Source organism: Exiguobacterium sibiricum 7-3 (assembly GCF_000620865.1).
GTDB classification, from domain to species: domain Bacteria; phylum Bacillota; class Bacilli; order Exiguobacteriales; family Exiguobacteriaceae; genus Exiguobacterium_A; species Exiguobacterium_A sibiricum_A.
Window position 1 is genome coordinate 2,421,686 of record NZ_KK211190.1, and the last position, 24,875, is coordinate 2,446,560.

Genomic DNA, 24,875 nt, shown 5'->3' on the forward strand with positions numbered 1-24,875 from the left:
CCGGGTTCCTCCTGTATCTCAGAGGAACCCGGTCTCGTTCTGTCACCACAATTTCCAGCCTGGTGCTCCAGGCGGCGCATTCTCAATCATATGCCAAATTGGAACTGTATAGGCAAATGCAATTAACGCAAACGTCACGAAAATCCAAAGCTTCCAATTCTCGAAGAACAGTGGAGTTTGCATCGCTGCTTCTTCTGTTTCGGCAACAGGGAACTCTTCCATCCCTTTCGGTGCCCGGAAAGCGAGCTGGAACATCGCAAATAAGAACAGCAGAATCGAAAGGAATAAAATCGTTCCGCCGATCGCCATCGCCACGTGGTAAGGAATCCAGTCTGCGACAAGAGAATCCTTGAAGTAAGCCGCAGGGCCGGTCCGTCTCGGATTACCGAGCAGTCCTGAGATGTGCATCGCTGTCGACATAAACAGCATACCAATCGTCCATAACATCGTTTGAACCAGTCCGATCCGGTTGAGTTGTTTCGTCAACGTCCGCCCTCTGAGCAACGGAACCAGCCAGTAAGCCGTTCCAAAAAACGTTAAGGCAACGGCAGCTCCGACCGTGATATGAAAATGACCGGTCACCCACAGTGTGTTATGGACAACAATGTTTAATTGATGCGACGCATTGATGACTCCACCTGCTCCCGCCGGAATGAAAAATAACATTCCGACAAACGGTGCTAAAAAGCGGACATCCCGGTAAGGCATCTTCTTGATCCATCCGAACAGTCCGGTTGCGCCTTGACGTCGTCCTGCCAATTCAAACGTCGCAAACATCGAGAAAGCTGTCATCAAGGATGGAATGATGACAAGAAACGTGAGGACGACCTGAATGTATTTCCAAAAGGCTGAGATACCCGGTTCGAGCAATTGATGATGAAATCCGACCGGGAAAGAAAACAGTAAGAATAATAAAAATGACATCCGGGCTAATGCATCTGAAAAAATCTTCCCTCCGACGATTTTCGGAATCACAGTGTACCAGACGATATATGCCGGTAACAGCCAAAAATACACAAGCGGATGACCAAAGTACCAAAAGAGCGTCCGTGACAACTCAATCCCGACTTTATCCGTCCACCCGAGTGACAACGGTAAGAGTTGAAACAAAATCGTAGCAGCGACACCGAGTGTCGCGACGACCCATAACAATACCGTCATGATGCTCATGTATGCTTGAAGCGGTGGATGAACGCCATTGTGTTCCCGTTTATAATCCGCGTACATCCGGAACATCGCACCGGAAGAAATCCACGTCCCGACAACAAAGATGACGAGTCCGATATAGAAGACCGGGTGAGCTTTCAATGGTGCATAAAAGGTATATAAAACAGAGGCTTCCCCTGCGAGGACCATCCATGTGACGAGGACGACACCAAGCATCATAAACCAAAATCCGACCCAACCAAGCCGTCTTGGAAATTCTTCGAAACGGCCAAACGATTGTCCTAAAAAAGAAAATAGTAAGCCAAAAATAAATAATGTCGTAAATACAATCGCCAGCATCAACCCGTGGGCCGTCAATAATTCATAATAACCAACGCCTGCAATTTCCGGAATCACACCTGTCCGGACGAGTGTCTGCAGTAAACCGCATAACCCGCCAATCAACAAGGCGACGAGCGAAAAGCTGACATGGGCAAAAGCCAGTTTTGCTTCCTTTAGTCCAATGGCCGTCGCCGGCATTCCCCGCTCCATCTCAAACTCTTTTAATTTTCTCGAAATGGCATTCATTTACTCCACCACCTTAATTTTTGTTGACATCATATGGTGCCCGCTTCCGCAATATTCATTACAGACAATCAAATACTCTCCGGCTTTTTTAAAGGTATATTCGATCGAATTGATATGACCGGGTACGACCATCATGTTGACGTTCGTCTTCACGATTTCAAAACCATGAACGACATCTTTTGACGTCACGAGAAAATCCACAGTTGCCCCTTTTTTGATTACCATATTTTGCGGAGTGAACTGAAACGCTTGCGACACCATGACTGCTTCATAGCGGTTGTCGTCAATTTTTTTTAATCCCGGTTTATCAAATGGTTTGGTCTGATCCACTTGTGTCGGATCAATTAATGTAGCGTCAGACGGCGGTTGATTGCCGGATGCAAAAGCAGAGATACCTATGATGACTAAAAAAACAGCTAACATCACACAACCAAACCCCAACCAAATTTTCTCCAAGCGATGAATGTGCATTGTCTTTCCTCCTTATCTGGAACTAAATAATAGAAAAATCGATCCCCACATCCCGATGATGACGGAAGCGACGATAAAGACGGCGACGATGGTTCCTGATAAATTCGGCTCTGGTTTACTGCTCATGATGCTCGACTCCCTTCTCATTTCAACTTGATGCCCTGTCTTTATTCTAGAAAAGTCGGATTGTTCGAGACCGTGATAAATGTCACACCATTTGTGACGATTTCGCGCTTTCTCTTCTAAAAACACACATAAAGTTCACATGTTAGGAAGAAAGCAAAAAAATCCCCTTGTCTCAAGGACAAGAGGATTCGTTTCGCTTTTAGATTCGGCAGACCCCTACCGGACATCCTTCACAATGGCATAAATCTCTCAAATAGTTAGCATCATGGACAATGATTTTAGTCGTCGTTGATGAAATGACCTTCTCTTTTTTCCATTGGGAAAACATGCGATTGACTGTTTCACGTGGTGCTCCGATCAACTGACCGAGTTCGCTGTCGGATGGTCGTTTAGATATGACATAGTCTTGCCCGACTTGTTTCCCATGCATGGCAATCAAGCGCAGTAAGGTTGAAGCAAGCGCGCCTTGTTTCCCAAACAGTAACAGGTCACGCAGTTTCGTTTCGGACTGTTTGCGCATCAAGGCTTGCCAACGCATAATTTCTAAGGCAAATACACCATCCTGCTTCATCAATTCTTCCAGCTTACTTTTCGAAATGACACCCAGTACACTGTCTTCCATCGTTTCAACGCTATAAGAACTTGGAAATGCTTCTCCGACGTCAAACTCACCGAACAAATCACCCTTAAAGTATAAAAACATCATCAGGGGACTGCCTTTTTTCGTCAGTTTAGACAGTTTGACACCGCCTTGCTTCACATAAAACAACTTATCGTTTAACTCACCTTCCCAACAAACGATGGATTCCTTTTTAAACGTCACCTCTGTCATGAAGTCTTCCAGTACCATTCGTGTCTCTGCCGATAAGACAAACGTATTTGCTTCTGTTGTTCCGCAAGCAAGCATTTCGCATTCTCCTTTCCTTGATTCCTTCTGACCCTAGTATAGAACATCACACGTCAAAAAAACGTTTTTTCAAAAGATTGTCAAACATTGTTCATGTTTTCACAAAATATTTTAAATAAAAAACAATCCTAGTTTCATTTAAAAACTTAGATTGTTTTTTTACCTCAACGCACTTTCCGGTAGTAATGATCAACAATACGACGTGTCGCTTGTCCTGGTTGTTCCGTATACCAGACCGTTTTGAATTTTTTCATCGCCGTTCGACTTTCTTCCAGAGCTGCTTCCGAATTAATCCAGTTCAACATCACGTCAAATTGATTCGTGTAGATAACCGGTAGCGGGTTCGGATAGGAATCGATGATACCCGGAATTTGCCGGTACGTATCAATATCAGGTGTGTAAAGAAGAGTCGGAATGTCGAGCAGACAACTTTCAAAAGGAATCGAGGAATAGTCGGTGATCAATACATCGGTGATGAGTAAGTAATCATTGATTGAATATTCGTCCGTAACGAAGTGCACATCTGTTTTTTGATGCGTGAACATGGAGCGGACCGTCGGATGTAATTTGACGAGAATCGTCCAGCCTTGCTCGGTCAATTGTTCGAGTTGGCGGACGGTCTGTCCTTCCATTCCATTATATTCCCGGTAAGTCGGTGCATATAATATTATACGCCGCTCCTTTTTGACGTAGGCAGCGCAAAGTTGTTTTTTAATATGTTGATGTTGTTCGTCGAACCAATAATCCGTCCGGGGCATTCCAAATGTTTTGAAGACTGTCCGTGGAAGATCATGCGGCGCCATGAATTGTCCTGCACATGCATCTCCCGGTACGATGAAGTCCCCATAACGTCGATACACCCGTTTGAAACGTCGCAGGACATGTTTCGGGACCATTAAACTCTTCGAGGACGTCAAACCGAATTTTTTTAACGTCCCTGCAGCATGCCATAACTGGATCCGTTTTGTTCCTTTGCGAATCGGGGCGACACTATATTCGCCGATGTAGTTATCGATGAAATGATGCTTCGATGTCGCGAGCAGATACGCCAGTCGGATAAAACGCAGTCTGCGATAGGGCAAGGCATATTCTGCCGACCATGCTTCCGGATATTTTACAAATTTTTTATCATAAATCAAATACCGTTTTTCGTTCGGAAATTCCGTCAGGAGCGCATCATTGATCGGTTTCACATTATCACCGTAAGTGACCCAAAAGAGCGTTACTGGTCTCACAGGTAACAAACAGAAGATCCGATAGAAAATCCGAAAAAGCAGCAAATAGATTTGCACGATACTCTCTCTCACGTTATTCCCCCCCTTCCATAAAGAAAGACCGCACGCAGGGTGTGGTCTTGTTTGTTCACGAACCGTTGCCTAACTCCGTTTTGATTTGGCTTGTCGAAATACCTTCCGTCCGACTGAGATAAACGACTTCACAATATTCTTTCAAGAAATCGAATTCGCCGGCCCAGTCATCCCCCATGACAAATGTATCAATTTGATGTTCTTGTACATCCGTGACTTTCTGATCCCAATTGTTTTCCGCGATAACTTCGTCAACGTAGCGAATCGATTCCAAAATCAATTTACGGTTTTCGAAGCTGTGATACGATTCTTTGTGTTTCAGTCGATTGAACTCGTCCGTCGAAATCGCAACGACTAAATAATCGCCCATTTCCTTTGCGCGTTTGAGGATGTTGATGTGACCCCAATGTAGTAAATCAAATGTACCGTACGTGATGACTTTTTTCATGATGATTCTCCTTTATGCTGATTGCTGGCGGGTTGCAGTATACGTTGATAGGCTTTTAAAGACGCTGTTCCGTCATCCCACTGACAAAATTTCTTTTCAAATGCGGCAAACGCCGGACCATATCGATCGCTCCATTCGTGCAATCGGTCAATCTCTTCAAATAGCCGTGATTGTTGTAAAACGAGCGGTCCGGGTGCTTCCTGTTCAAAGTCAAAATAAAATCCGCGCAATTGGTCCCGGTAATGTTCTAAATCATACGTATAAAAAATCATCGGTCGTTTCAAATGCGCATAGTCAAACATGACGGAAGAATAATCCGTAATCATGGCATCCGCTGCGATATACAAATCTGAAATATCCGGGTAACCCGAAGCGTTATGAATAGAGGGATAAGCCGTCGTATCCACTTGATCTGCGACTAAATAATGCATCCGGATGAGTAACGTATATTCAGCACCAAACCGTTTTTCAAACTGTTCCAACGAAAAAGGCAACTTAAAGGAATAAGACCCCTGTACCACATATTCATTGTCTCGCCATGTCGGCGCATATAGAATGATTTTTTTGGTCCGATCGATCTGATACCGGGAATAGACCCGTTCAAGAATTTCCGGATGGCGTTCCGTCTGGTAAAACACATCATTACGCGGATAACCGATTTCAAGCATTTCACCTGAAAAATCAAAGGCCCGCCGAAATATCCGACTTGAATAGGCGTTCGGTGAAATCAATACATCCCACTTGGATGCTTCACGCGCAAAGTCACGTTTATAGCGTTCTGTCGTCGTATTAGCCATCTGCACATCATCCATGTCGAGTGCTAACTTCTTTAACGGCGTTCCATGCCACGTTTGTAAATAGATGGTTCCTTTTCGTTTGAACAACCAAGAGGGAAGCCTGCTGTTAGAAATCCAGACACGCGATGTAGCGAGCAGATAAATCCAGCGAATGGTCATTCGATCTACTGTCTGAACCGTCGGGTCATGTAATACACTTTGCCGATCTTTACTGAAAATCAACTCAAGTTCCGGATGTTCTTGTTTTAGCGTTTCATAAATAGCACGTGGATTGTCACTGTATTGTTTCCCTAAAAAGCTTTCAAAAAGGAAGCGATTTTGGTGAACCGGCAAACAAGCAAACAACCGCATCACAAGATGCAATCCCGTTTCGATCAATTTGGTTTTCTTGATCCACTGACGTAATTGACGTTTCAAAATTGTACTCCTTAATTTAACAAAAAATTTACTTTTTATAGAACTTCATATAAATCAAACCTCAACCATCATAACAAAAAGCGCATCCATTTGGAATCAGTATTTGAACGCATATAACGGAAAGGTAAATCAAACTTCGTCGTGTTGTGCACAAGACCTTTTCGATGGCTGAACGTTTCAAAGCTGTATTTGCCATGATATCCGCCGATACCACTGGCGCCAACGCCACCAAACGGTAAATTATGCTGTGCGACATGCATGAGTGTATCATTCACACAACCGCCGCCAAAGGAAATCCGGTTCAGGACACGTTCCTTGACGAAATCGTTCTCTGTGAACAAATAAAGTGCAAGCGGTTTGTCACGGTCTGTGACAAATGTGATGACATCTTCGATTTCATCATATACAAGAACCGGCAAAATCGGACCGAATATTTCTTCTTGCATCAATTTTGAATCAAGTGGAACGTTCGTCATGACGGTCGGAGCCATTTTTCTTGTTTCCGGGTCAACTTGTCCGCCGAATTCAATGTCTCCCTGATCGAGATAGCCTGTTAAGCGTTCCAAGTGACTATCGGATACAATTTTGACGTATGATCCAACTCCTACACCGTTCCCATACTGTGAAAATGCCTCTTCTTCGATATAACGCAGGAATGTTTCTTGGACGTCCCGATGAACGAAAACATAGTCCGGTGCGATACATGTCTGTCCGGCGTTTAACCATTTCCCCCAGGCAATCCGCTTCGCTGCGAGTCTTAAATCTGCATCCTTGTGGACAATCGTCGGAGACTTGCCCCCGAGTTCAAGGGTGACCGGTGTCAGGTGTTTCGCTGCTGCTTGATGAACGATTTTTCCAACGCGTGTCGAGCCGGTAAAGAAGATATAATCAAACTTCTCTTCCAACACTGCTGCACTCACTTCCGCATCGCCTTCAATCACTACACCAAAACGTTCATGGAAGGCTGTCTCAAAAACTTCACGCAACACACGCGAGACGTTTGGCGTTAATTCCGAAGGTTTTAAAACGACGGTATTTCCTGCTGCAATCGCTCCTACGACAGGTGCAAGGGCAAGTTGGAAAGGATAATTCCAAGGTGCAATGACAAGCACGTTTCCGTACGGCTCGAAACGGATTTCGCTTTTCGAGCCGAAATGCAACAATGGCGTCCCGACACGGCGCGGCTTTGCAAGACGGCGCAATTGTTTTTCCATCCGATTGATTTCGCCGTAGACAAAACCGATTTCTGTCGTAAAGGCGTCTTGACGTCCTTTATTCAAGTCTGCTTTCAATGCATCATAAATGGCTGCTTCATGCGTTTCAATCGCTTGTTTCAAAAACGTCAACATACTTAAACGAAAAGCAATGCTTCTTGTTGCGCCTGTCTTGTAAAAAGTCCGTTGTACCTCGACCTGACGTGCTACATCTAATCCCGTTGTCGTCAATCCCATCCGTAAATCCCCCTTGTGAGCTCATTCATTTCTTACTTCTCATTCTACCATAGCTGTCAGGGCAAATAAAAAAAGCGGAGAGTGTTTTCTCCGCCTTCCGTTTACAGCTGAATCGCTGTCTCTAGTGCTACTTTCATCATATCGTTAAACGTCGTTTGACGTTCTTCCGATGTCGTCTCTTCGCCCGTCAACAAATGATCGGAAATCGTCAAGATCGTCAGCGCATTGACTTTATGTTTTGCAGCAAGTGTATAGAGGCCTGCCGCTTCCATCTCGATTGCCAGGCAACCAAAGTCCGCCCATTTTTTGAAGTGATGGAAATCATCTTGATAAAATTGATCGGTCGTGAAGATTTGACCGACTTTTGCATCGATGCCGTGCTCTTTCGCTGTCATATAAGCTTTGTGCAATAAGTCAAACGATGCTGTCGGCGCATAATCCAGTCCGTTGAACCGAACTCGGTTTTGTGCCATATCATGTGACGCACTCATCGCGATGACGACGTCGCGGACTTTGACATCCGGCGTGATCCCGCCGGCAGTACCGACTCGAATCAGATTTTTAGCTCCGTATGATTGGATCAATTCGTTTGCATAAATCGACATCGACGGGACACCCATCCCTGTTCCTTGAACAGAAACTTTTTTGCCTTTATACGTTCCTGTAAAACCATACATTCCGCGAACTTCGTTATACAAAACGACGTCCTCTAAAAATGTATCGGCAATATATTTTGCACGAAGCGGATCTCCTGGAAGTAATACGGTTTCTGCAATCTGACCTTCTGTTGCGTTAATGTGTACGCTCATGTACGATTCCTCCTCTTAAATAGTGACTAAACCGACAACAACTCTCGGAACTCATTCGGAGTCATTCCGAATTGCTTTTTAAAGACTTTCCGAAAATATTTATCATCATGGTATCCGACTTCAAGCGCAATCTCGTAGATGCGAGCATCCGTCTCACCCAACAATTCCTTTGCCCGATTTAAACGGATCGTTTGAATGTAATCCGAAAGATTAACCGAAAAACGTTGTTTAAATCGTCTTGAAATATATTCCCGACTTAAGTAAAAGCGTTCACTCATGAGTTGAAGCGTTAGTTCTTCCGCATAATGTGTCGCGATGTACTTTGCAATCTGATCAATCGCTTCTCCTTGTTCTGGAGCAGGACCTATCAATTCCATCGCACGGGCGACGGCATCATTTAAAATATCAGGATCGATCGGCTTGAGTAAGTAATCAAACGATTGATGCAAAATTGCACGACGCATATACGTATAATCATCATACCCTGTCAATACAATCGTGACGACCTTTGGATGATGATTTTTTGTCCATTCGAGTAAACTTAACCCGTCAAGTCCGGGCATTTCAACATCTGTTAACATCAAATCGATTTTTTCCTGTTCCAAAAAACGTTTGGCAGTGACTCCATCATCCGCTTCAAAGATGTTGTCTACCTGCCATGTATCCCACTCTCCGAGCAATTTTACGGCATCACGTACATGTTTTTCGTCGTCTACGATCAATACATTCATCACAGTTCCTCCTGTTCAACGGGAATTCGAATGACGATTCTAAAACCACCTTCAATTGGAGACTGCAGGATCATGCTGGCTTCCTCTCCATAAAAGATCAATAGACGTTCGTAGATATTGTGTAGACCGATGCCGGACGTTTGACGATCTTCCGGCCGGCGATGCATGCGCATGGTTTGATCAATACTTTCCAGTTCTGTTGATTCCATGACTGCCCCGCTGTTTTCCACTTGGATGATCAGTTGATCCCCATCGCTTCTGACTTTATAAGCGAGATAATTTTCGGTTGCATCCACCTGCTGATTAAACGCATGCTTAAAATAATTTTCAGCAAAAGGTTGTAAAATCATCTTTGGAACTTCAATCGAATTCATATGCCACGGTACATCGACAATATAACGGAACCGATCCGGAAAACGTTGCTGTTGAAGACGCATGTAGGATTGGAGATGATCCACTTCCTGCTTCAACGTCACGATCGTCTGCTCATTGTTCATGGAATAACGCATCATCTGCGAAAGTCCTGTAATCGAACGATATGCGATTTTCCGGTCGCCCTGTAACGTCGTCGTCCCGATGGATTGCAGGGCATTAAATAAAAAATGCGGATTCAATTGAGATTGTAAGGCACGCAATTCATTCGTCCGATTTTCAAGTGCCAAACGGTATTCCCGTTTGATCAGCCGGTCGATTCGTTGAATCATTCGTTGGAACTGTCGATTCAGTAATCCTATTTCATCATTGGTCGTCGCAACGAATTGGGCTGATAAATCACCTTGTTCGACACGCCATACGTTTGCTGTCAGTTGTTTGATTGGTTTTGTGATTTCAAGTGCTACGAGACTTGCTGCAATAATCATCAAGACCAACGAGACAATCCCGATCAAAATTAAAATCAGGGCCGTTTCATTAGCACCTTTGACGACAGAAGCGTATGGAGTCGTCTTGACCAATGTAACGGGAACACCTTGTGTTTTCGTTTTGGCATAGACGATGAATGAGTCACCGACACGCATGCTTCCACTTTTACCTGTCAATCGGTCATTCGTGACCGGAAGTTCTTTTCCCGTTTTCGCAATCAGCTGATTTCCATTCAACAGCCAAAGCGATTCACCGGGGAAATTTTCGAACAGCTTTAATTGTTGTTCAAAGACACTCGTCGGAATATCGACAGAAAGAAACCCGAGCGGTTCATCCGTTTCCACACGATTGATCCGGTAACGGAAGCTGACAATCTGTTTATCATCCAAAATCATCGTATGTGTATTATAGGCAGCAATCGGATGTGCCGGATCAATCAGCCAGCCGTTTTCCTGTTTCATCAAACGAAAGTAATCGGTCTCCTGCAGCCAATCAAATTTCCCCCGGCTTGATGTCTTCATGTTATAAACCGAGTACTCTGAGTTGCCTTTTAAGATAACGAAGTGAAGTTGCTCAATGTCTTGCCTGGATAAAAAGAGTCCGAGCAGCGCCCGTGAAATCACACCTTCCGATTCACTGAGCTCGGCATCCGCTCCGACGTTCATAATATTGAGCAATGAGCGATTGGCATACAAACTCGTCGGTAACCGTCTTACATCTTCCATATAATGACTGATTTGGTTACTTCCTCTTTTCAAAGCGTTCAAGCTTGAACGTTCCGCCTGCTCCACGTTTTGGTTGCGTACATAGAGATAAGAAGCTGATGTAGCAAGCGTCGTCGGAATCAGAATTGCTAAGACGACAAGTCGGATCAAACGTGTTCGGATGCTCTTCATCGCCGTCTCCTCCATCCTTTTTCTTCTAATAATTAGTATAGCATAGCTGTATCCGCTTACATGCGTGACTTTTATTTGTTTACATCCGTTGTGATTTCATTCAAATTATATTTCTAAAAAAACAACACTTGATTCCGAATGAATATTGATATATCATCGTTAATGTTCGTTTTTAACAAACTTTTGAGATTAAGGTGGTCTTTGACTCATGTTTAAACTTTCAGCACACGATACAACGGTCAAACGTGAAATTCAAGCTGGTTTTATCACGTTCATCACGATGGCTTATATTCTTTTCGTCAACCCAACTATTTTGTCCGAGGCAGGGATTCCACAAGATCAAGCTTTCTCGGCAACGATCATTGCTACGCTGATCGGAACGTTATTAATGGGCTTCTATGCCAACCTACCGATTGCCGTAGCACCAGGAATGGGATTAAACGCTTATTTCACGTATACACTTGTCATCGGTGAAAAAATTCCATACCAAACGGCTTTATCAGTTGTCTTCGTCGCCGGAATCATTTTTCTTTTGTTGTCGCTGTCCCCTTTGCGGACTAAGTTGATTGAAGTCATTCCGACTACACTTAAATTAGCAATCACTGGAGGAATCGGTTTGTTCATCGCTTCCCTCGGTTTGAAGATGTCCGGTATCCTTGTGGCAGATCCGGCTACCTTGATTACAATCGGCTCTTTAACGTCACCGGAAGCTCTAATCACATTAGTTGGCTTACTGGCAGCTGCTATTCTGACGGTTAAGCGCGTTCCGGGCGGACTGTTGTACGCTATGATTTTATCCGGATTGCTCGCTTTCTTGACCGGTGAGTTGACGTTCTCGAAAACTTTGATTGCTTTACCGACTTTACCGGAAGGCATTGTTGTCGCGAATCCGCTCACTGCCGTTCAAGATGTCATTCAATATGGACTTTTCAGTGGTGTTCTTTCGTTTGTGCTCGTCACGATGTTTGATACGACCGGAACGATGGTCGCAGTCGGCGAACAGGCTGGACTGATCGAAGAAGACGGATCACTTAAAAACAGTGAACGTGCCCTGTTATCTGATTCAACGGCGATGATTGCCGGAGCTATGTTTGGAACAAGTCCGACAACGGCCTATGTCGAATCGGCTTCCGGTGTCGCAGCGGGTGGACGAACCGGCTTGACCTCTGTCACGGTCGGAATCTTGTTTGCGCTGTCAGCAGTGTTTGGTCCAATCGTTCAATCGATCTCGAGTGTTCCTGCTATTACAGCACCGGCCTTACTTCTTGTAGGTGCCCTGATGTTACAAAACATCAAACAAATCGAGTGGGAAAATTTCAGCGAAGCCTTTACCGCGTTCATGGTGATCATCATCATGCCGCTATCCGGCAGTATCGCAACAGGTATCGCGTTTGGATTCATCATCTATCCGATCATGAAGGCCGTTCAAAAACAACGTGTTCACTTTTTGATTTATCTGTTTGCCGTTCTATTTTTCATTCAATTGTTTTTCCTTCATTAAAAAAAGCGTGTTGCTTCCAATTTTTGTTGGAAGCAACACGCTTTTTTATTATTTCTTCATTTTTTCCCATGTCTTCGTAAAGTCCTGTAACATCTCTTCCGATGTTTTTTGTTTTCCTACGTATGCCTGCATGATGGCACCAAATTCATTGACAGCACCGTCCGGGTATTTGAACCAGTTCCACGAGATGGTTTTATCTTCTTTAGAGTACTTGATGATATCGTCAGCAAGTGGTCCAAGATCGGCTGCTTCGATTGATTTGAAGGCCGGGATGAATTTAAATTTGTTGACCATGTAATCTTTTCCTGTGTCAGATGTCGCCATCCACTCGAGGAATTTTTTACCTTCTTCTTTGTTTTTCGAATTTTTGTTAACAACCCAGTTGTTCGGTACACCAACCGGAAGACGGTCCATTTTTTCTTTATCGTCATTGATCGGCATCGGAATGAAGCCCATCTCGATATCCGGATTGACATCTGTAATCAATTGTTGCGCCCAGTTTCCTTGTTGAATCATTGCTGTTTTCCCTTCAGCAAACTGAGAAACTTGTGTATTATAATCCGTCGTCAACGGATTTTTGTTTCCGTATTCGATCGTCAAATCAAACAAGTTCATGAATTCTTTGAATTGTTTGTTGTCTTCGAACTTTCCTTTTCCAGAGTTCAAATCGGCAATGAACTGATCCGGATCATCCTGTTGCGCCATCGGGATATTCATCAAGTGGTTTCCAAGGATCCACCACTCGCCGTATCCGATTGAGAATGGCGTGACACCATCCGCTTTCAGTTTTTTAGATGCTTCCGTTAATTCTGTTAAGGTTTTTGGTAACTCTGTAATACCGGCTTTCTTAAAGATTTCTTTATTGTAGATAAAACCATAACCTTCCAGGTTCATCGGCATACCATAAAGTTTCCCGTCAATCGTCATTGGTTCTTTCGAGAGGTCTGTTAAATCACTGACCCATTTTTCATCTGAAAGATCTTCCAATTTGTCTTGCCACGTTTTTGCTTCTGTAAATCCACCGTTGTTAAAGACATCCGGTTCATTCCCTGAAGCAAACTGTGATTTTAAAGCCGCGCCATAATCCGATCCGCCACCGACCGTTTGAACAACGACTTTTACGTCCGTTTCTTTTTCATAGGCCTTCGCCATCTTTTCCATGTCTTTTGCGATTTCAGCTTTAAATTGGAATACGTTGAGGGTCTTCCCGTCCTTAGAAGAGCCACTGTCCTTTGAGTCATCACTATTGAGTGTTCCACCGCCACCACATGCTGCAAGTGCTACGACCATTGCGGTCGTCATAACTGGTAGTGCTGCCCATTTACGTTTACGCATTCGGATACCTCCCTGATTTTCGAGTTGATAATCGTGCTACGCTTTTACAATAAATGAAAACGTTTGCAATAAAAACGGATAATTTTGTCCGGTGCGGTGGAAAATATTGAACAATCGTTATCCGATTAAAAAAGTCGGGATTAGTGTATGATGAAAGTAGATACTACTTCACGAAGGAGTTTGATGCAATGTCCCTACAATTCACGATTTTATTGATTGGTTTATTGTTATTCACGGCAGTCTGGACGACGAAATTATCCAGTCGCCTTAACATTCCCGCTCTCTTGATTTTCATCGCACTTGGTATGATTGCCGGTAGTGATATTACCGGTTTCATTCGATTCGATGATGCGGAGCTGGCACAATTGCTTGGTACCGTCGCTTTAATTGTCATCTTATTCGAAGGGGGACTTCAGACCGCCTGGAAAGAAGTCAAAACGGAGCTTGCGCCTTCCCTTTCACTTGCGACGTTTGGTGTCTTCATCGCGACGACGATTGTCGCTGTCGCCTCCCACTACATTCTCGGCTTCAGCTGGGCCAATGCCTTCTTATTAGGAGCCATCGTCGGGTCGACGGACGCTGCCGCGATTTTTTCAGTGCTCAGCGGACAATCCGTCCGGCGAAAAGTCGGATCGACGTTAGAACTCGAATCCGGAACGAACGATCCGATGGCTGTTTTTCTGACCGTTTTCTTCCTTGAATTCGTTACGAATCCAAAGGACGCTTCACTGGTTTCCGGTTTAACGTCTCTTGTCTGGGAAATGATGATTGGATTATTGCTTGGTCTGTTCATCGGCTGGATTGCCTCGACGTTACTCAATCGGATTGACCTCAGTTCATCCAGTTTTTATCCGATTCTGTTGATGTCCTTTGCTTTTCTTTCATTTGGTATTGCCGACACCGTTCATGCCAGTGGGTTCTTAGCTGTTTACGTGACGGCTATTTATATCAGCAATCATGAGTTGGTCTACCGCCAGACGCTCGTCCGTTTCACGATGAGCATGGCACACTTGGCGCAAATCGGAATGTTCATTGTGCTCGGATTACTCGTGTTCCCGAAACAGCTGCTTGATCCGCAGGTGATCCTATCATCGATTGCCCTCGCTTTGATTTTAATCTTTATCGCTCGTCCGGTTTCGGTCTGGCTCAGTCTCCTTCCTTTTAAATATTCTTGGCAGGAAAAAGTGTTTGTCTCTTTTGCCGGTTTAAAAGGAGCCGTTCCGATCATTCTCGCAACCTATCCGCTCGTTGCCGGAATCGACAATGCCGGAATAATCTTCAACATCGTCTTTTTCACTGTTCTTTTATCCACGTTGATCCAAGGGAGTATGTTGACCTTCCTGGCGGACCGGCTTCATTTAAACGAAACAGGTTCATCCACGATTCAAACGGTCATTGAGTTCATGTCGATTGGTAAACCCAATGCTGAAATCATTGAATTGACGATTCCTAACTCTCATCCGTTTGTCGGGAAAGCCATCTCGGACATTGATCTGCCGCAGGAATTTTTAATCACGGCCATCATTCGGGACGATCAAATCGTGACGCCACGGGGCGATACGATTTTTGAAGGCCGGGATCAATTGCTTCTATTAACACCAAAACATCGTATTAAAACGCTTAAACGTTTTTTATTCCCGCAAAAAGAAATGACAAAAAAGAGCTGACGCCGCTGTCAGCTCTTTTTTGTCATTTCTCTTAACGCTTTGATTTAAAGCGGCGATACAAAATGTATCCGATGATTCCGACGACGATAATACCGAGAATCCACCATAACTCCTGTTCGAGTCCTTTCAACATGGACTCTGCCCGCTCCACTCCAAACTTTTCTCCCAACCACACATAGAAGAATGACACCGGGAATAACCCAATGCTTGAGGCCAGTAAGTAACGTTTGAAAGACAAATTAAATAAACCACACGGAATGGAAACGACAGAACGAACAACTGGGAAAAATCGGCCAAACAATGCTGACCAGGAACCGTATTTCGATACGATCCGTTCTCCTTGAACGATTTCCCGTTCCTTAATCATTAACCATTTTCCGTAGCGAATCAAAATTGGACGTCCGGCATAACGACCGAGAAAATAAAATAACGTCGCCCCCATCAGACTGCCGAGGAAACCAATCAAGACGGCTGCAGTCCATCCAATCGTTCCGTTCGAAACATAGAGACCGAGTACCGGCAAACCGACTTCAGCCGGAATTAATTCCGTCCCGAGCCCCAGAATCATAATTCCTAAAAACAGCCAGAGATTCGACTCTCCGGCTGAGAACAACCATTCTAACATCCAACCACTCCTCTAATTCAGCCTCGTGCAGGACGAAGAAGATAATAAATGATGACGACGAGCGTCGTCCAGACTCCTGTAAAGATCCCGATGATTCCGACGATAAAGAAGCCAAGTGCCATCATTGATCCCGTGCGTTTGTAATCGCGCCACATCGTCCGTAATCCTTTAATGTTAAACCAAAGGAAAGCTACGAAAAGTACGGCAAACACTAATCCTGTAATGAGTATCGCTGACATGTCTTCACCTCTCTCTTATTAGTTCATATGCCCATTATAACGTGTTTTCACACGTCTTTCCTCCGTCTGAGGTCGGATGAACTTATTTTAGCGCATAAAAAACATCCTACTGTCCATGAAATCATGGTCAGCAGGACGTTTTGAATTATATCTATCAGTACATCACTCGTTCTTACAGCAGGTGCACACCTTGCTCACGGTACGACACGCGTGTTTCTTCCGACCAGACCGATGCTTGAACTTCACCGATATGACGTTTCTTCAAGAGGAACATCGCCATCCGGGATTGTCCGATTCCTCCACCAATCGTCAGCGGAAGTTTCTCTTCCAATACACCCTGATGGAACGGGAAATCAAGTTTCGCATGTTCGCCTGTTGTTTCGATCTGTGCCAGTAACGTCTCCCGATCAACACGGATACCCATCGACGAAAGTTCGAACGCCCCGATTTCCGGATGGTGGACTAAAATATCACCGTTGAGCGTCCAGTCATCATAGTCAGCCGCTCGACCATCATGTTTTTCTCCGGATGCCAGCGCACCGCCGATCTGCATCAAGAAGACTGCACCATACTCTTTCGTCACTTCCGTCTCCCGCTCTTTTGTCGAAAGACTCGGGTACGCATCTTCAAGATCTTGTGTCGTCATGAAATGGATCGTCTCCGGCAAAATCGCTTCGATCGCGAGCTTCTCTTCGACTTCACGTTCCACTTGACGAATTGATTCATAAATCGCACGAACCGTCGTTTGCAGATAGTCAATCGTCCGCTCTTCTTTTGTGATGACCCGTTCCCAGTCCCACTGATCGACATGAATCGAATGGGTTTCATCCAATACTTCATCACGACGGATGGCATGCATTAATGTGTATAAGCCTTCGCCTTTTGAGAATCCGTACGTGTGGAGTGCTTGGCGTTTCCACTTCGCAAGAGATTGAACGATTTCGAGTTCTGCCTGATGGTCAATCGCATCAAAGCGGATGACGCGTTCGATTCCGTTTAGATGATCGTTGACTCCGAGTGTGCTTTCGACGAATAATGGCGCTTCGACGCGTGTTAATCCAAGTTGTGCTGAGAATTGCTCCTCAAAGCGTTTTTTTACGAGTGTGATGGCTTCCTGTGTCTGTTTCATCGATACGAGTGTTGTCATGGTAATCTTCCTCCTCAATTGTGTGTTTGAAAAAGAAGCCATAAAAAAGAGCCCTTCTCTCCCAAGAATATGGGACGAAAGACTCGGTTCCGCGGTACCACCCATGTTAACAGCTCAGCTGCTCACTCAAAAGACTGATGATCAATTATCATCTCAATCTTCGGCCATATGATAACGGACAGGCAACTCCGGCTACGCCTACTGACTTCAGTGTTCGGGTAGCGACTCCGGGATGTTCTTCGCAACTTGTTTCCGACTGGGCTCTCACCGTCCCCAGCTCGCTAATTCGGTATTACAAGATGTTACTCTTCCCTTCAACGTCGTTGTTACAATTGAATTGAGAACATCGTACACCATCCGGCAAGCATTTGAAAAGTCCTTTTTTCAAAAAAAAATAAAATAATCTGACTAATCAGATTAGATAATCCGAAGAAAAACGTTCCCGCAGAAGCGAGAACGCGCTTACAATTTATTTGATTGAACCACTCGTAATTCCTTGAATAATTTGTTTTTGCATCGCGAAGAAGAAGAGTAACAGCGGAATAATTCCGAGGATCAGTCCCGGCAGTGCCAAGTCCCACTGCTTCGTATACTGACCGAAGAAATAGAACGTCGCGAGCGGAATCGTCCGCAGTTCGACATCACGCAACATGAGTGATGGCAACAAGAAATCATTCCAAATCCACAGTGTGTTCAAGATGACAATCGTCACCGTAATCGGTTTAAGCAATGGGAACACGATCCGCCAAAAGACTCCCCACTGCGAACAACCGTCAATGATGGCTGCCTCTTCAATCTCCTCCGGGATCGACTTCATGAATCCGTGATACAAGAAAATTGATAACCCGGAACCAAAACCAAGATACATCAAAATCAGACCCCAATAACTGTTTTGCAGACCGAGGTCACCCGACAGCTTCGATAACGGAATCATAATCGATTGGAACGGGATGATCATCGCCGCGACAAATAAGAAAAAGATGATTGTCGATAACCGACTTTTCGTCCGAACGAGTTTCCATGCAGCCATCGAACAAAAAATGACAATAATCGCATTTGCACCGACGGTAATGATGACAGAGTTCAGAAAAACTTTTCCGAAATTCATCGCTTCCCAGGCATCTGTATAGTTCGAGGTGATCCATTCTTTCGGAAGCCCCGATGTATTCGTAAAGATGTCACCCTGTGTCTTAAATGAATTTGAAACCACATAATAAAATGGAATCATGTACAGTAAACCCATTAATAGTGCGGCAATCTCCACGGTTCCAAGACGCACGGAATAACGACCACGCTTTTTCGGTGCCGGTTTCTCCGGCGTCAGTTCCGGTTTCGGTAAAGGTTGTGCGGTACTCATGCTTCCACCTCCCGTTTTTTCGTCAAATAGACTTGGGTGACCGTGATCGCGGCAACGACGACAAAGAAGATGATCGCTTTAGCAGAACCGAGACCCAGATTGTTATTTGTAAACGATTCTTTATAGATGTTCAGCGCAAGCATTTCTGTCGATTTGAACGGACCACCATTTGTCAGCGATAAGTTCGTATCGAATAATTTAAAGGACCAAGAAATCGTCAAGAACAGGCAAATCGTTACGGATGGCATAATCAGCGGAATCGTAATATTCCGCAACGTGGATAATCGATTGGCTCCATCAATTTTTGCTGCTTCAATCAGCTCCTGCGGGACATTTTGCAGGGCAGCGATGTAAATAACCATGATATATCCTCCGCCTTGCCAGATTGAGACGATGACAATGCCCCAAAAACCGGTTCGGGCATCACCAAGCCAAGGGAGTTCGAATAAACTCCATCCTGTCAGTTCACCAATCGACGCAAATCCTTTAACATAAATAAACTGCCAGACGAATCCGAGAATCAATCCACCAATCAAGTTTGGCATGAAGAAAATCGTCCGTAAGAAGTTTCGTGTCCGAATATTTTGCGTGAGTAAAAACGCTAAGATGAATCCGACTAAATTCGTTAAAATCACGGCAACGACGGTATATTTCGTCGTCAGCCAAAAGGACTGCTGAAACTGTTCATCCACTGTAAAGAGACGCACATAGTTGTCAAATCCAATCCAATTTAATTCGCCGGTAATCCCGTTCCAGTCCGTGAATGAATACATGACACCATTAAAAAAAGGTACGAGAACAATCACTGCGAACACCAAAAAGACGGGTCCGACAAACATCCAAAATTCAAGTCCGCGCTTTACTTTTTTCTTATTGCTTACTGCCATTGCTCATCCCTCCTCTATCCCTAGCCTACGCAACTTTCCATAAAATGAAAACGCAACCATTTGACACATTGGGTGGAATATATTGAACGATTATTTGGCGTGTCTGTTTCAGATGAGCTACTATTAAGGAAATATAGAGAAATTCATCTTGAGAGGAAGATTACGCCATGGAAAAAACCATTCGTTCTGATTTAGAAATTGCCCAACAAACAATTCTACGACCGATTTCCGAAATCGCTGAACATATCGGATTGACCGATGCAGATTATGATACGTACGGAAAATACAAAGCGAAGTTGACGGACGGACTAGCTGAACGATTGGCGACGAAGACGGACGGGAAACTGATTCTTGTCACGGCGATTAATCCGACGGCTGCCGGAGAAGGAAAATCGACAGTAACGGTCGGACTTGGTCAAGCGCTGCACCGCCTCAATCATAAAACGATGATCTGTTTACGCGAACCGTCGCTCGGACCGACGATGGGATTAAAAGGCGGAGCGTGCGGTGGTGGTTACAGTCAAGTCTTGCCGATGGAAGAGATTAATCTTCATTTTACGGGCGACATGCATGCCATCACATCAGCTCACAATACAATCAGTGCTCTGCTCGATAATCATCTCCATCAAGGGAACGACTTACGGATCGATCCGCGTCGCGTTACGTGGAAACGTGTCCTTGACCTCAATGACCGGGCCTTACGACAAATTACAATTGGACTCGGTGGACCGGCTCATGGTGTTCCGCGTCAAGATGGATTTGATATTACGGTCGCTTCGGAAATCATGGCCGTTCTCTGTCTCGCCGATTCCATTACCGATTTAGAAGAACGGATCAGCCGGATTGTTCTCGCGTATTCGTACGATCAACAACCGATTACAGTTCAGGATATCGAAGCTTCTGGTGCTGCAACATTACTTTTAAAAGAAGCCTTCCGTCCAAACCTCGTCCAAACGGTCGAAGGTACGCCGGCTTTGATCCATGGTGGACCGTTCGCCAATATTGCCCACGGCTGTAACTCGCTGATTGCGACACGTACTGCCTTGAAGCTGAGTGATTATGTCGTCACGGAAGCAGGATTCGGAGCAGATCTCGGAGCTGAAAAATTCTTTAACATTAAATCCCGGATCGGTAATCTGCATCCGGATGCGGTTGTCATCGTTGCGACCGTACGTGCGTTAAAAATGCACGGTGGCGTTGCAAAAAATCAGTTGGCGGAAGAAAATTTATCCGCTTTGGTCGAAGGATTGGCTTTGCTCGAGAAGCACGTCGAGACAATGGATTTGTTCGGCGTGCCGGCCGTTGTCGCCTTGAACCGTTTCTCGAGTGATACCGATACAGAGCGCGATACGGTGCTCGAATGGTGTCGTGAACGTAATATCCGTGTCGCTGAAAGTGAAGTATTCAGCCAAGGCGGGGCCGGTGGAGAAGTACTGGCCGAACAGGTATTTGAAGCTTTGAAAGAAGAAAGTCAATTTACTCCGCTTTATCCGTCTGAACTGCCGCTGACACAAAAAATCGAACGGATTGCCAAACGGGTCTATGGCGCAGCAGATGTCCACTTTGAAGAAAAGGCATTACGCGAGCTTGAGCGCTGCACCGAGAACGGACTGGGCCATTTACCGATTTGTATGGCGAAAACGCCTTTCTCGTTAACAGATGATCCAAGCAAATACGGACGTGTCGAAGGATTTACGATTACTGTCCGCGAAATCAAACCATCCATCGGTGCGGGGTTCATCGTCGCCTTGACCGGGAATGTATTAACCATGCCGGGTTTACCGAAAACACCGGCTGCCAATAAGATGGGAATTTCTGAAGACGGAACCATATACGGACTTTCTTAATCAGGGAAGGATGATAGATGTGACAATCGACCATACACACTGGATCGCATCAGACGGCTACACGACGACGATGCATCTGCTAGAAGCTAACGCTCCAAAAGGAATCGTCATTGTTTTTCATGGAATGATGGAGCACGGTGCGCGCTATCAAGAGTTTGCCGAGTTCCTTTATGCCCATCATTACCACACGGTCATTCCGGATTTACGCTGTTTCGGTACACGTGCGCAACAACTGGACTCGCTCGGACATCTGGAGCCGGAATACGGTTTTGCGCAGTTGATGCAGGATGCTGAAGAACTGGTTTACGATATCAAGGACCGTTATCCGGATTTACCGGTTTTCGTGTTTGGTCACAGCTTCGGTTCACTCATTTCAAGACGCCTTGGCCAAACGCTTGGACATGAGTTAGCAGGCGTCATTGCAAGCGGTCCTCCGACGGACAGTGGATTACTCGGAACCGTCAGTCAAAAAATTGTCGGACGACTCATTGAACAAACTTCTTCTCAGCACCCGGCAGAAGCACTCAGCAAGTTCATTTTTGGTCGGTATAACTTACGTTTCTTCCCGGCACTTTCACCGAATGCCTGGTTATCCTCCGACCCTCAATCGGTCTTACGTTACGATGAAGATCCTTTGTCAGGACAAACCGTGACACTCGGCTTTTTTCACGAGTTACTGGCGGCGACCAAATCCGTCAATTCATTGGCTCACCTGTACCAACATCCGCGTCACTTACCCTTGCTGCTGATAGCCGGAGAAGATGATCCGGTTGCTTTTGACGGCAAAGGAATCCACACCCTGTTTGATGCCTATAACCGTGTTCGTGTTGAAGGGGTCCAACTCACGGTCTACCGCGGATTGCGGCATGAGTTATTCCACGAGTTTGAGCGGATTCGGGTTTTTGCGGATATCGCGGGTTGGCTGAATAAGCAAGTCGGATCACATTCTCTTTCCTCCATGCGTAAACAAGGACATCAATAATTATTAAAAGAGGCTGGGACATAACTGGATGATTTTATAGAAAAAGGCCTTCGAAACGAAAAACGTTTCGAAGGCCTTTTCATTTCTAAAGCCGAATTATGTCTCAGCCTCTTTTCAATCAATGAATCCAGTTCAACGATAAAATCATCGCTTCGATTTCTTCTAATTCCAATGACTCACGATCTGCAGAATACGTTAATAGAACAAGTCGTTCTCCGTCTGAGTATGCATAAATCCGGATAAAGACGTCTTCTTCTTTTCCGTCTACAGCAAGAAGTGCTTCTTTAGAAGAATTCCGACGTGCTTCAAGTGGTCCAGTCAGCTCAATTCCAAATTCTTCCACCAATAAGTTGATTTCCTGTTCTGCTGCTTCAAAAGGTGTCAGTTCTTCTGTGTCCGACTCGTAGATGGATAACTGTAACGTTCCCATCGCGTTTTCTTCCGTCGAATAAAAACTAACGAATGTCTCCTCTTCTTGATATTCAAACGTTTTTGGATATTGCAGTGTAATCCAATTATCGACCGTGTACTGTTTCATATGATTTCCTCCATTCGATTTATCTCGTCAAAATGTATGCCTGTCACGGCTAGTTGTTGGAAACACCGCGCTAGCGTATCCGAGAGGAAAATACGTTCCGTACGTTCATCCCGCAAGATGTGGTGGGGACCAAGCGATGTACTGATGATTCGCTCCGTCATGAAGTAGACTTGTCTTTTCCGAAGAGTGCGGAAAATCTCCGTCTTATGTAGATGTTCCACCCGTCTTACCGCTAGAATATTGATGAGATAATAATTGATGAGTCCCGTTCGCGTCTTCAGTTGGACACGAAGACATTGGACGGAAAACGGTGTCAGCCGCTCCAATATCTGTTTCATCCGTTCAGATACTAATGGAATCCTCAATTCGTTCGGAAGCACGTCCGGTAGCATATCTGCATCCTGTTCGATTGAAAAGGCAAGTAAGCTTGCGTTAAGAAACCACTCTCCTGTCGTGAAGCGATAACGATCGATTTGATGGTGACATGTCGCCATCCATCCTTTTCCCATCAGCTGTTCGCTCCAAACTCGAACTTTGTTCACCAGTCATTCGCTCCTCTTTCCATCCTCAGCCACTCACTCTCGTTACAGGAAGCTCATGTAAACGATTTAGCTCTTATTATTGTACACATAAAATCTAAAGAATTACCTTTTTTCATAAAAGTTATGGAAATAAACGCTTTGCTATGCTACTATATTTCATGTAGCAACTTTTGCGGGTGTAGTTTAGTGGTAAAACCTCAGCCTTCCAAGCTGATGATGAGAGTTCGATTCTCTTCACCCGCTCCAATTTATGACATAACATAGGTCAACGACACATAGGTCAACGACTTTTATGCCCTCGAGGGCGGACGGCTTGCAGCTTGCAAGCCGTCTTTTTGTTTTCTCCAGGATACATTTTGCCTGCTTTCGGGTATAGTTCGATATAAAACGTTACAACAAGAAAAGAGGAGGACTGTCATGATTCAAATGAAGATGCCCGGTGTCACGGTCTACCAAAGTACATTAATGAAAACGACCTCGACCTTGATTGAGACACCCGACTGTCTGATTGTCGTTGATCCGGGTTGGTTACCGGATGAAATCGCAACGGTCCGCCGCGATGTGGAAATCATCCGACACGACCGTCCTCTTTATATCGTTTATACCCATGCTCATTTTGATCATATATTAGGTGCCTATGCCTTCAAAGATGCGATCGCGATTGCGTCTCGCCGCTTTGTGGATGTGGACCGGATGGCAGCACTGGAAGAAGTCCAAAATTTTAATGACGAATACTATATCGAGTCCCCTGTCCTTTTTCCGAATATTACACATGTCATCGAAGAATCAGAAACGACGTTGACAATCGGTAAAACTAAATTGATTTTTTTCCTGACTCCCGGTCATGAATCCACCCATTTATCGTTTGTGGTGATGCCGCTCCATATCCTCGTCTGTGGGGACTATGCCTCCGACGTCGAAATTCCTTTAATTGAACACGACTCGGGTGAATATTTAACGACACTCGAATTACTTGAGTCGTTCATTTATGAGTATGAAGTAAAGCTTCTTATTCCAGGACACGGTCATATTTGTGATGTTCGCACGGAAATGATTGAGCGCCTTCATTTGAGTTACGACTACATCTTGGCCTTACGTGCACATAAGGAGTCGGACTGGTCTCCCTCGTGGCAACGAACGTCCTTCATGGGGCGGTTGCATGAAAAAAATAAACGGCAGATTATAAAAGAGCAAACCGAACAACTCGCCCGGCGTCAATACGATTAAAACAAAAAGACAGACTGTTCGTTCCA

General features: G+C 44.9%; 23 protein-coding genes, 1 tRNA gene and 1 other annotated feature. Of the genes, 6 read left to right on the forward strand and 18 right to left on the reverse strand.

What is annotated here, in order from left to right; genetic code table 11:
* Positions 1–42: 42 nt before the first annotated feature.
* The 10 genes from P402_RS0113575 to P402_RS0113625 all read right to left on the reverse strand — a co-directional run bounded on the left by P402_RS0113575 (position 43) and on the right by P402_RS0113625 (position 10,955).
* Positions 43–1,734: a b(o/a)3-type cytochrome-c oxidase subunit 1 gene (locus P402_RS0113575; RefSeq protein WP_034770022.1), complete on the reverse strand. Its 1,692-nt coding sequence runs from the start codon at positions 1,732–1,734 to the stop codon at positions 43–45.
* Positions 1,735–2,205, reverse strand: coding sequence for a cytochrome c oxidase subunit II (locus tag P402_RS0113580; protein ID WP_026829174.1), 471 nt, complete (start codon positions 2,203–2,205; stop codon positions 1,735–1,737).
* 325 nt (positions 2,206–2,530) lie between these two features.
* A complete protein-coding gene (locus P402_RS0113590; RefSeq protein WP_026829175.1) occupies positions 2,531–3,238 on the reverse strand; it encodes a Crp/Fnr family transcriptional regulator in 708 nt (235 codons plus the stop codon).
* Positions 3,239–3,402: 164 nt separating this feature from the next.
* Complete coding sequence (locus P402_RS0113595) at positions 3,403–4,545, reverse strand: CDP-glycerol glycerophosphotransferase family protein (protein WP_026829176.1); 1,143 nt, start codon at positions 4,543–4,545, stop codon at positions 3,403–3,405.
* A 55-nt stretch (positions 4,546–4,600) separates the two neighbouring features.
* Positions 4,601–4,993, reverse strand: coding sequence for a glycerol-3-phosphate cytidylyltransferase (tagD, locus tag P402_RS0113600; protein WP_026829177.1), 393 nt, complete (start codon positions 4,991–4,993; stop codon positions 4,601–4,603).
* Positions 4,990–6,207, reverse strand: coding sequence for a CDP-glycerol glycerophosphotransferase family protein (locus P402_RS0113605; protein ID WP_026829178.1), 1,218 nt, complete (start codon positions 6,205–6,207; stop codon positions 4,990–4,992). The genes tagD and P402_RS0113605 overlap by 4 nt, the downstream gene beginning before the upstream one ends.
* 68 nt (positions 6,208–6,275) lie before the next feature.
* Positions 6,276–7,658 (reverse strand): aldehyde dehydrogenase, encoded by a 1,383-nt coding sequence (locus tag P402_RS0113610; RefSeq protein WP_026829179.1) that lies wholly within the window; start codon positions 7,656–7,658, stop codon positions 6,276–6,278.
* Between the two features lie 101 nt (positions 7,659–7,759).
* On the reverse strand, positions 7,760–8,467 hold the full coding sequence (gene deoD, locus P402_RS0113615) for a purine-nucleoside phosphorylase (RefSeq protein ID WP_026829180.1): 708 nt from the start codon (positions 8,465–8,467) through the stop codon (positions 7,760–7,762).
* Between the two features lie 26 nt (positions 8,468–8,493).
* Positions 8,494–9,198: a response regulator transcription factor gene (locus P402_RS0113620; RefSeq protein WP_026829181.1), complete on the reverse strand. Its 705-nt coding sequence runs from the start codon at positions 9,196–9,198 to the stop codon at positions 8,494–8,496.
* Positions 9,198–10,955: a sensor histidine kinase gene (locus P402_RS0113625; protein ID WP_026829182.1), complete on the reverse strand. Its 1,758-nt coding sequence runs from the start codon at positions 10,953–10,955 to the stop codon at positions 9,198–9,200. Before P402_RS0113625 ends, P402_RS0113620 begins: the two co-directional genes overlap by 1 nt.
* Positions 10,956–11,163: 208 nt before the next feature.
* Between P402_RS0113625 and P402_RS0113630 the strand changes: the two genes are divergently transcribed.
* On the forward strand, positions 11,164–12,456 hold the full coding sequence (locus tag P402_RS0113630) for an NCS2 family permease (protein ID WP_026829183.1): 1,293 nt from the start codon (positions 11,164–11,166) through the stop codon (positions 12,454–12,456).
* A 48-nt stretch (positions 12,457–12,504) separates the two neighbouring features.
* Here P402_RS0113630 and P402_RS0113635 read toward each other — a convergent pair whose 3' ends face one another.
* Entirely contained in the window at positions 12,505–13,791 is a 1,287-nt protein-coding gene (locus P402_RS0113635; protein WP_026829184.1) for an ABC transporter substrate-binding protein, read from the reverse strand.
* A gap of 188 nt (positions 13,792–13,979) precedes the next feature.
* Here P402_RS0113635 and P402_RS0113640 point away from each other — a divergent pair, with 188 nt between their 5' ends.
* Positions 13,980–15,458 (forward strand): potassium/proton antiporter, encoded by a 1,479-nt coding sequence (locus P402_RS0113640; protein WP_026829185.1) that lies wholly within the window; start codon positions 13,980–13,982, stop codon positions 15,456–15,458.
* Positions 15,459–15,489: 31 nt separating this feature from the next.
* Here the strand turns inward: P402_RS0113640 and P402_RS0113645 are convergent, their stop codons facing one another.
* From P402_RS0113645 to P402_RS0113665, 5 genes are all read right to left on the reverse strand, one after another.
* Positions 15,490–16,083: a DedA family protein gene (locus P402_RS0113645; RefSeq protein WP_026829186.1), complete on the reverse strand. Its 594-nt coding sequence runs from the start codon at positions 16,081–16,083 to the stop codon at positions 15,490–15,492.
* A 17-nt stretch (positions 16,084–16,100) separates the two neighbouring features.
* Positions 16,101–16,322, reverse strand: a complete 222-nt coding sequence (locus P402_RS0113650; protein ID WP_026829187.1) for a hypothetical protein — start codon at positions 16,320–16,322, stop codon at positions 16,101–16,103.
* A gap of 172 nt (positions 16,323–16,494) precedes the next feature.
* Positions 16,495–17,469 carry an aspartate--ammonia ligase gene (asnA, locus tag P402_RS0113655; RefSeq protein ID WP_026829188.1) on the reverse strand — a complete coding sequence of 325 codons (975 nt, stop codon included), beginning with the start codon at positions 17,467–17,469 and terminating at the stop codon, positions 16,495–16,497.
* Positions 17,470–17,536: 67 nt separating this feature from the next.
* Positions 17,537–17,796 (reverse strand) — a binding site (T-box leader).
* A gap of 142 nt (positions 17,797–17,938) precedes the next feature.
* Positions 17,939–18,826, reverse strand: a complete 888-nt coding sequence (locus P402_RS0113660) for a carbohydrate ABC transporter permease (protein WP_034770025.1) — start codon at positions 18,824–18,826, stop codon at positions 17,939–17,941.
* A complete protein-coding gene (locus P402_RS0113665; RefSeq protein WP_026829190.1) occupies positions 18,823–19,713 on the reverse strand; it encodes a carbohydrate ABC transporter permease in 891 nt (296 codons plus the stop codon). Before P402_RS0113665 ends, P402_RS0113660 begins: the two co-directional genes overlap by 4 nt.
* A 167-nt stretch (positions 19,714–19,880) precedes the next feature.
* Here P402_RS0113665 and P402_RS0113670 point away from each other — a divergent pair, with 167 nt between their 5' ends.
* Both P402_RS0113670 and P402_RS0113675 read left to right on the forward strand, forming a co-directional pair.
* Entirely contained in the window at positions 19,881–21,560 is a 1,680-nt protein-coding gene (locus P402_RS0113670) for a formate--tetrahydrofolate ligase (RefSeq protein WP_026829191.1), read from the forward strand.
* A gap of 10 nt (positions 21,561–21,570) precedes the next feature.
* Complete coding sequence (locus P402_RS0113675; RefSeq protein ID WP_026829192.1) at positions 21,571–22,542, forward strand: alpha/beta fold hydrolase; 972 nt, start codon at positions 21,571–21,573, stop codon at positions 22,540–22,542.
* Positions 22,543–22,660: 118 nt separating this feature from the next.
* On the opposite strand, the gene P402_RS0113680 is transcribed toward P402_RS0113675, so the two are convergent.
* On the reverse strand, positions 22,661–23,080 hold the full coding sequence (locus P402_RS0113680) for a hypothetical protein (RefSeq protein ID WP_026829193.1): 420 nt from the start codon (positions 23,078–23,080) through the stop codon (positions 22,661–22,663).
* Positions 23,077–23,622: an imm11 family protein gene (locus tag P402_RS0113685; RefSeq protein WP_235188886.1), complete on the reverse strand. Its 546-nt coding sequence runs from the start codon at positions 23,620–23,622 to the stop codon at positions 23,077–23,079. Before P402_RS0113685 ends, P402_RS0113680 begins: the two co-directional genes overlap by 4 nt.
* A 172-nt stretch (positions 23,623–23,794) precedes the next feature.
* On the opposite strand from P402_RS0113685, the gene P402_RS0113690 reads away from it, so the two are divergent.
* Together P402_RS0113690 and P402_RS0113695 are read left to right on the forward strand one after the other, a co-directional pair.
* Positions 23,795–23,868 (forward strand) — tRNA-Gly (locus tag P402_RS0113690).
* 171 nt (positions 23,869–24,039) lie between these two features.
* Positions 24,040–24,849: an MBL fold metallo-hydrolase gene (locus tag P402_RS0113695; RefSeq protein ID WP_026829195.1), complete on the forward strand. Its 810-nt coding sequence runs from the start codon at positions 24,040–24,042 to the stop codon at positions 24,847–24,849.
* The last annotated feature ends 26 nt before the right edge of the window (positions 24,850–24,875 follow it).

Bases quoted from the DNA above. Each gene is read 5' to 3' on its own strand.
- P402_RS0113575 (WP_034770022.1), bottom strand. From the start codon at position 1,734: ATGAATGCCATTTCGAGAAAATTAAAAGAGTTTGAGATGGAGCGGGGA.
- P402_RS0113670 (WP_026829191.1), top strand. From the start codon at position 19,881: ATGGAAAAAACCATTCGTTCTGATTTAGAAATTGCCCAACAAACAATT.
- asnA (WP_026829188.1), bottom strand. From the start codon at position 17,469: ATGACAACACTCGTATCGATGAAACAGACACAGGAAGCCATCACACTC.
- P402_RS0113640 (WP_026829185.1), top strand. From the start codon at position 13,980: ATGTCCCTACAATTCACGATTTTATTGATTGGTTTATTGTTATTCACG.
- P402_RS0113580 (WP_026829174.1), bottom strand. From the start codon at position 2,205: ATGCACATTCATCGCTTGGAGAAAATTTGGTTGGGGTTTGGTTGTGTG.
- P402_RS0113695 (WP_026829195.1), top strand. From the start codon at position 24,040: ATGATTCAAATGAAGATGCCCGGTGTCACGGTCTACCAAAGTACATTA.
- P402_RS0113630 (WP_026829183.1), top strand. From the start codon at position 11,164: ATGTTTAAACTTTCAGCACACGATACAACGGTCAAACGTGAAATTCAA.
- P402_RS0113625 (WP_026829182.1), bottom strand. From the start codon at position 10,955: ATGAAGAGCATCCGAACACGTTTGATCCGACTTGTCGTCTTAGCAATT.
- P402_RS0113675 (WP_026829192.1), top strand. From the start codon at position 21,571: ATGATAGATGTGACAATCGACCATACACACTGGATCGCATCAGACGGC.
- P402_RS0113590 (WP_026829175.1), bottom strand. From the start codon at position 3,238: ATGCTTGCTTGCGGAACAACAGAAGCAAATACGTTTGTCTTATCGGCA.
- P402_RS0113620 (WP_026829181.1), bottom strand. From the start codon at position 9,198: ATGAATGTATTGATCGTAGACGACGAAAAACATGTACGTGATGCCGTA.
- P402_RS0113650 (WP_026829187.1), bottom strand. From the start codon at position 16,322: ATGTCAGCGATACTCATTACAGGATTAGTGTTTGCCGTACTTTTCGTA.
- deoD (WP_026829180.1), bottom strand. From the start codon at position 8,467: ATGAGCGTACACATTAACGCAACAGAAGGTCAGATTGCAGAAACCGTA.
- P402_RS0113680 (WP_026829193.1), bottom strand. From the start codon at position 23,080: ATGAAACAGTACACGGTCGATAATTGGATTACACTGCAATATCCAAAA.
- P402_RS0113645 (WP_026829186.1), bottom strand. From the start codon at position 16,083: ATGTTAGAATGGTTGTTCTCAGCCGGAGAGTCGAATCTCTGGCTGTTT.
- P402_RS0113660 (WP_034770025.1), bottom strand. From the start codon at position 18,826: ATGAGTACCGCACAACCTTTACCGAAACCGGAACTGACGCCGGAGAAA.
- P402_RS0113665 (WP_026829190.1), bottom strand. From the start codon at position 19,713: ATGGCAGTAAGCAATAAGAAAAAAGTAAAGCGCGGACTTGAATTTTGG.
- tagD (WP_026829177.1), bottom strand. From the start codon at position 4,993: ATGAAAAAAGTCATCACGTACGGTACATTTGATTTACTACATTGGGGT.
- P402_RS0113610 (WP_026829179.1), bottom strand. From the start codon at position 7,658: ATGGGATTGACGACAACGGGATTAGATGTAGCACGTCAGGTCGAGGTA.
- P402_RS0113635 (WP_026829184.1), bottom strand. From the start codon at position 13,791: ATGCGTAAACGTAAATGGGCAGCACTACCAGTTATGACGACCGCAATG.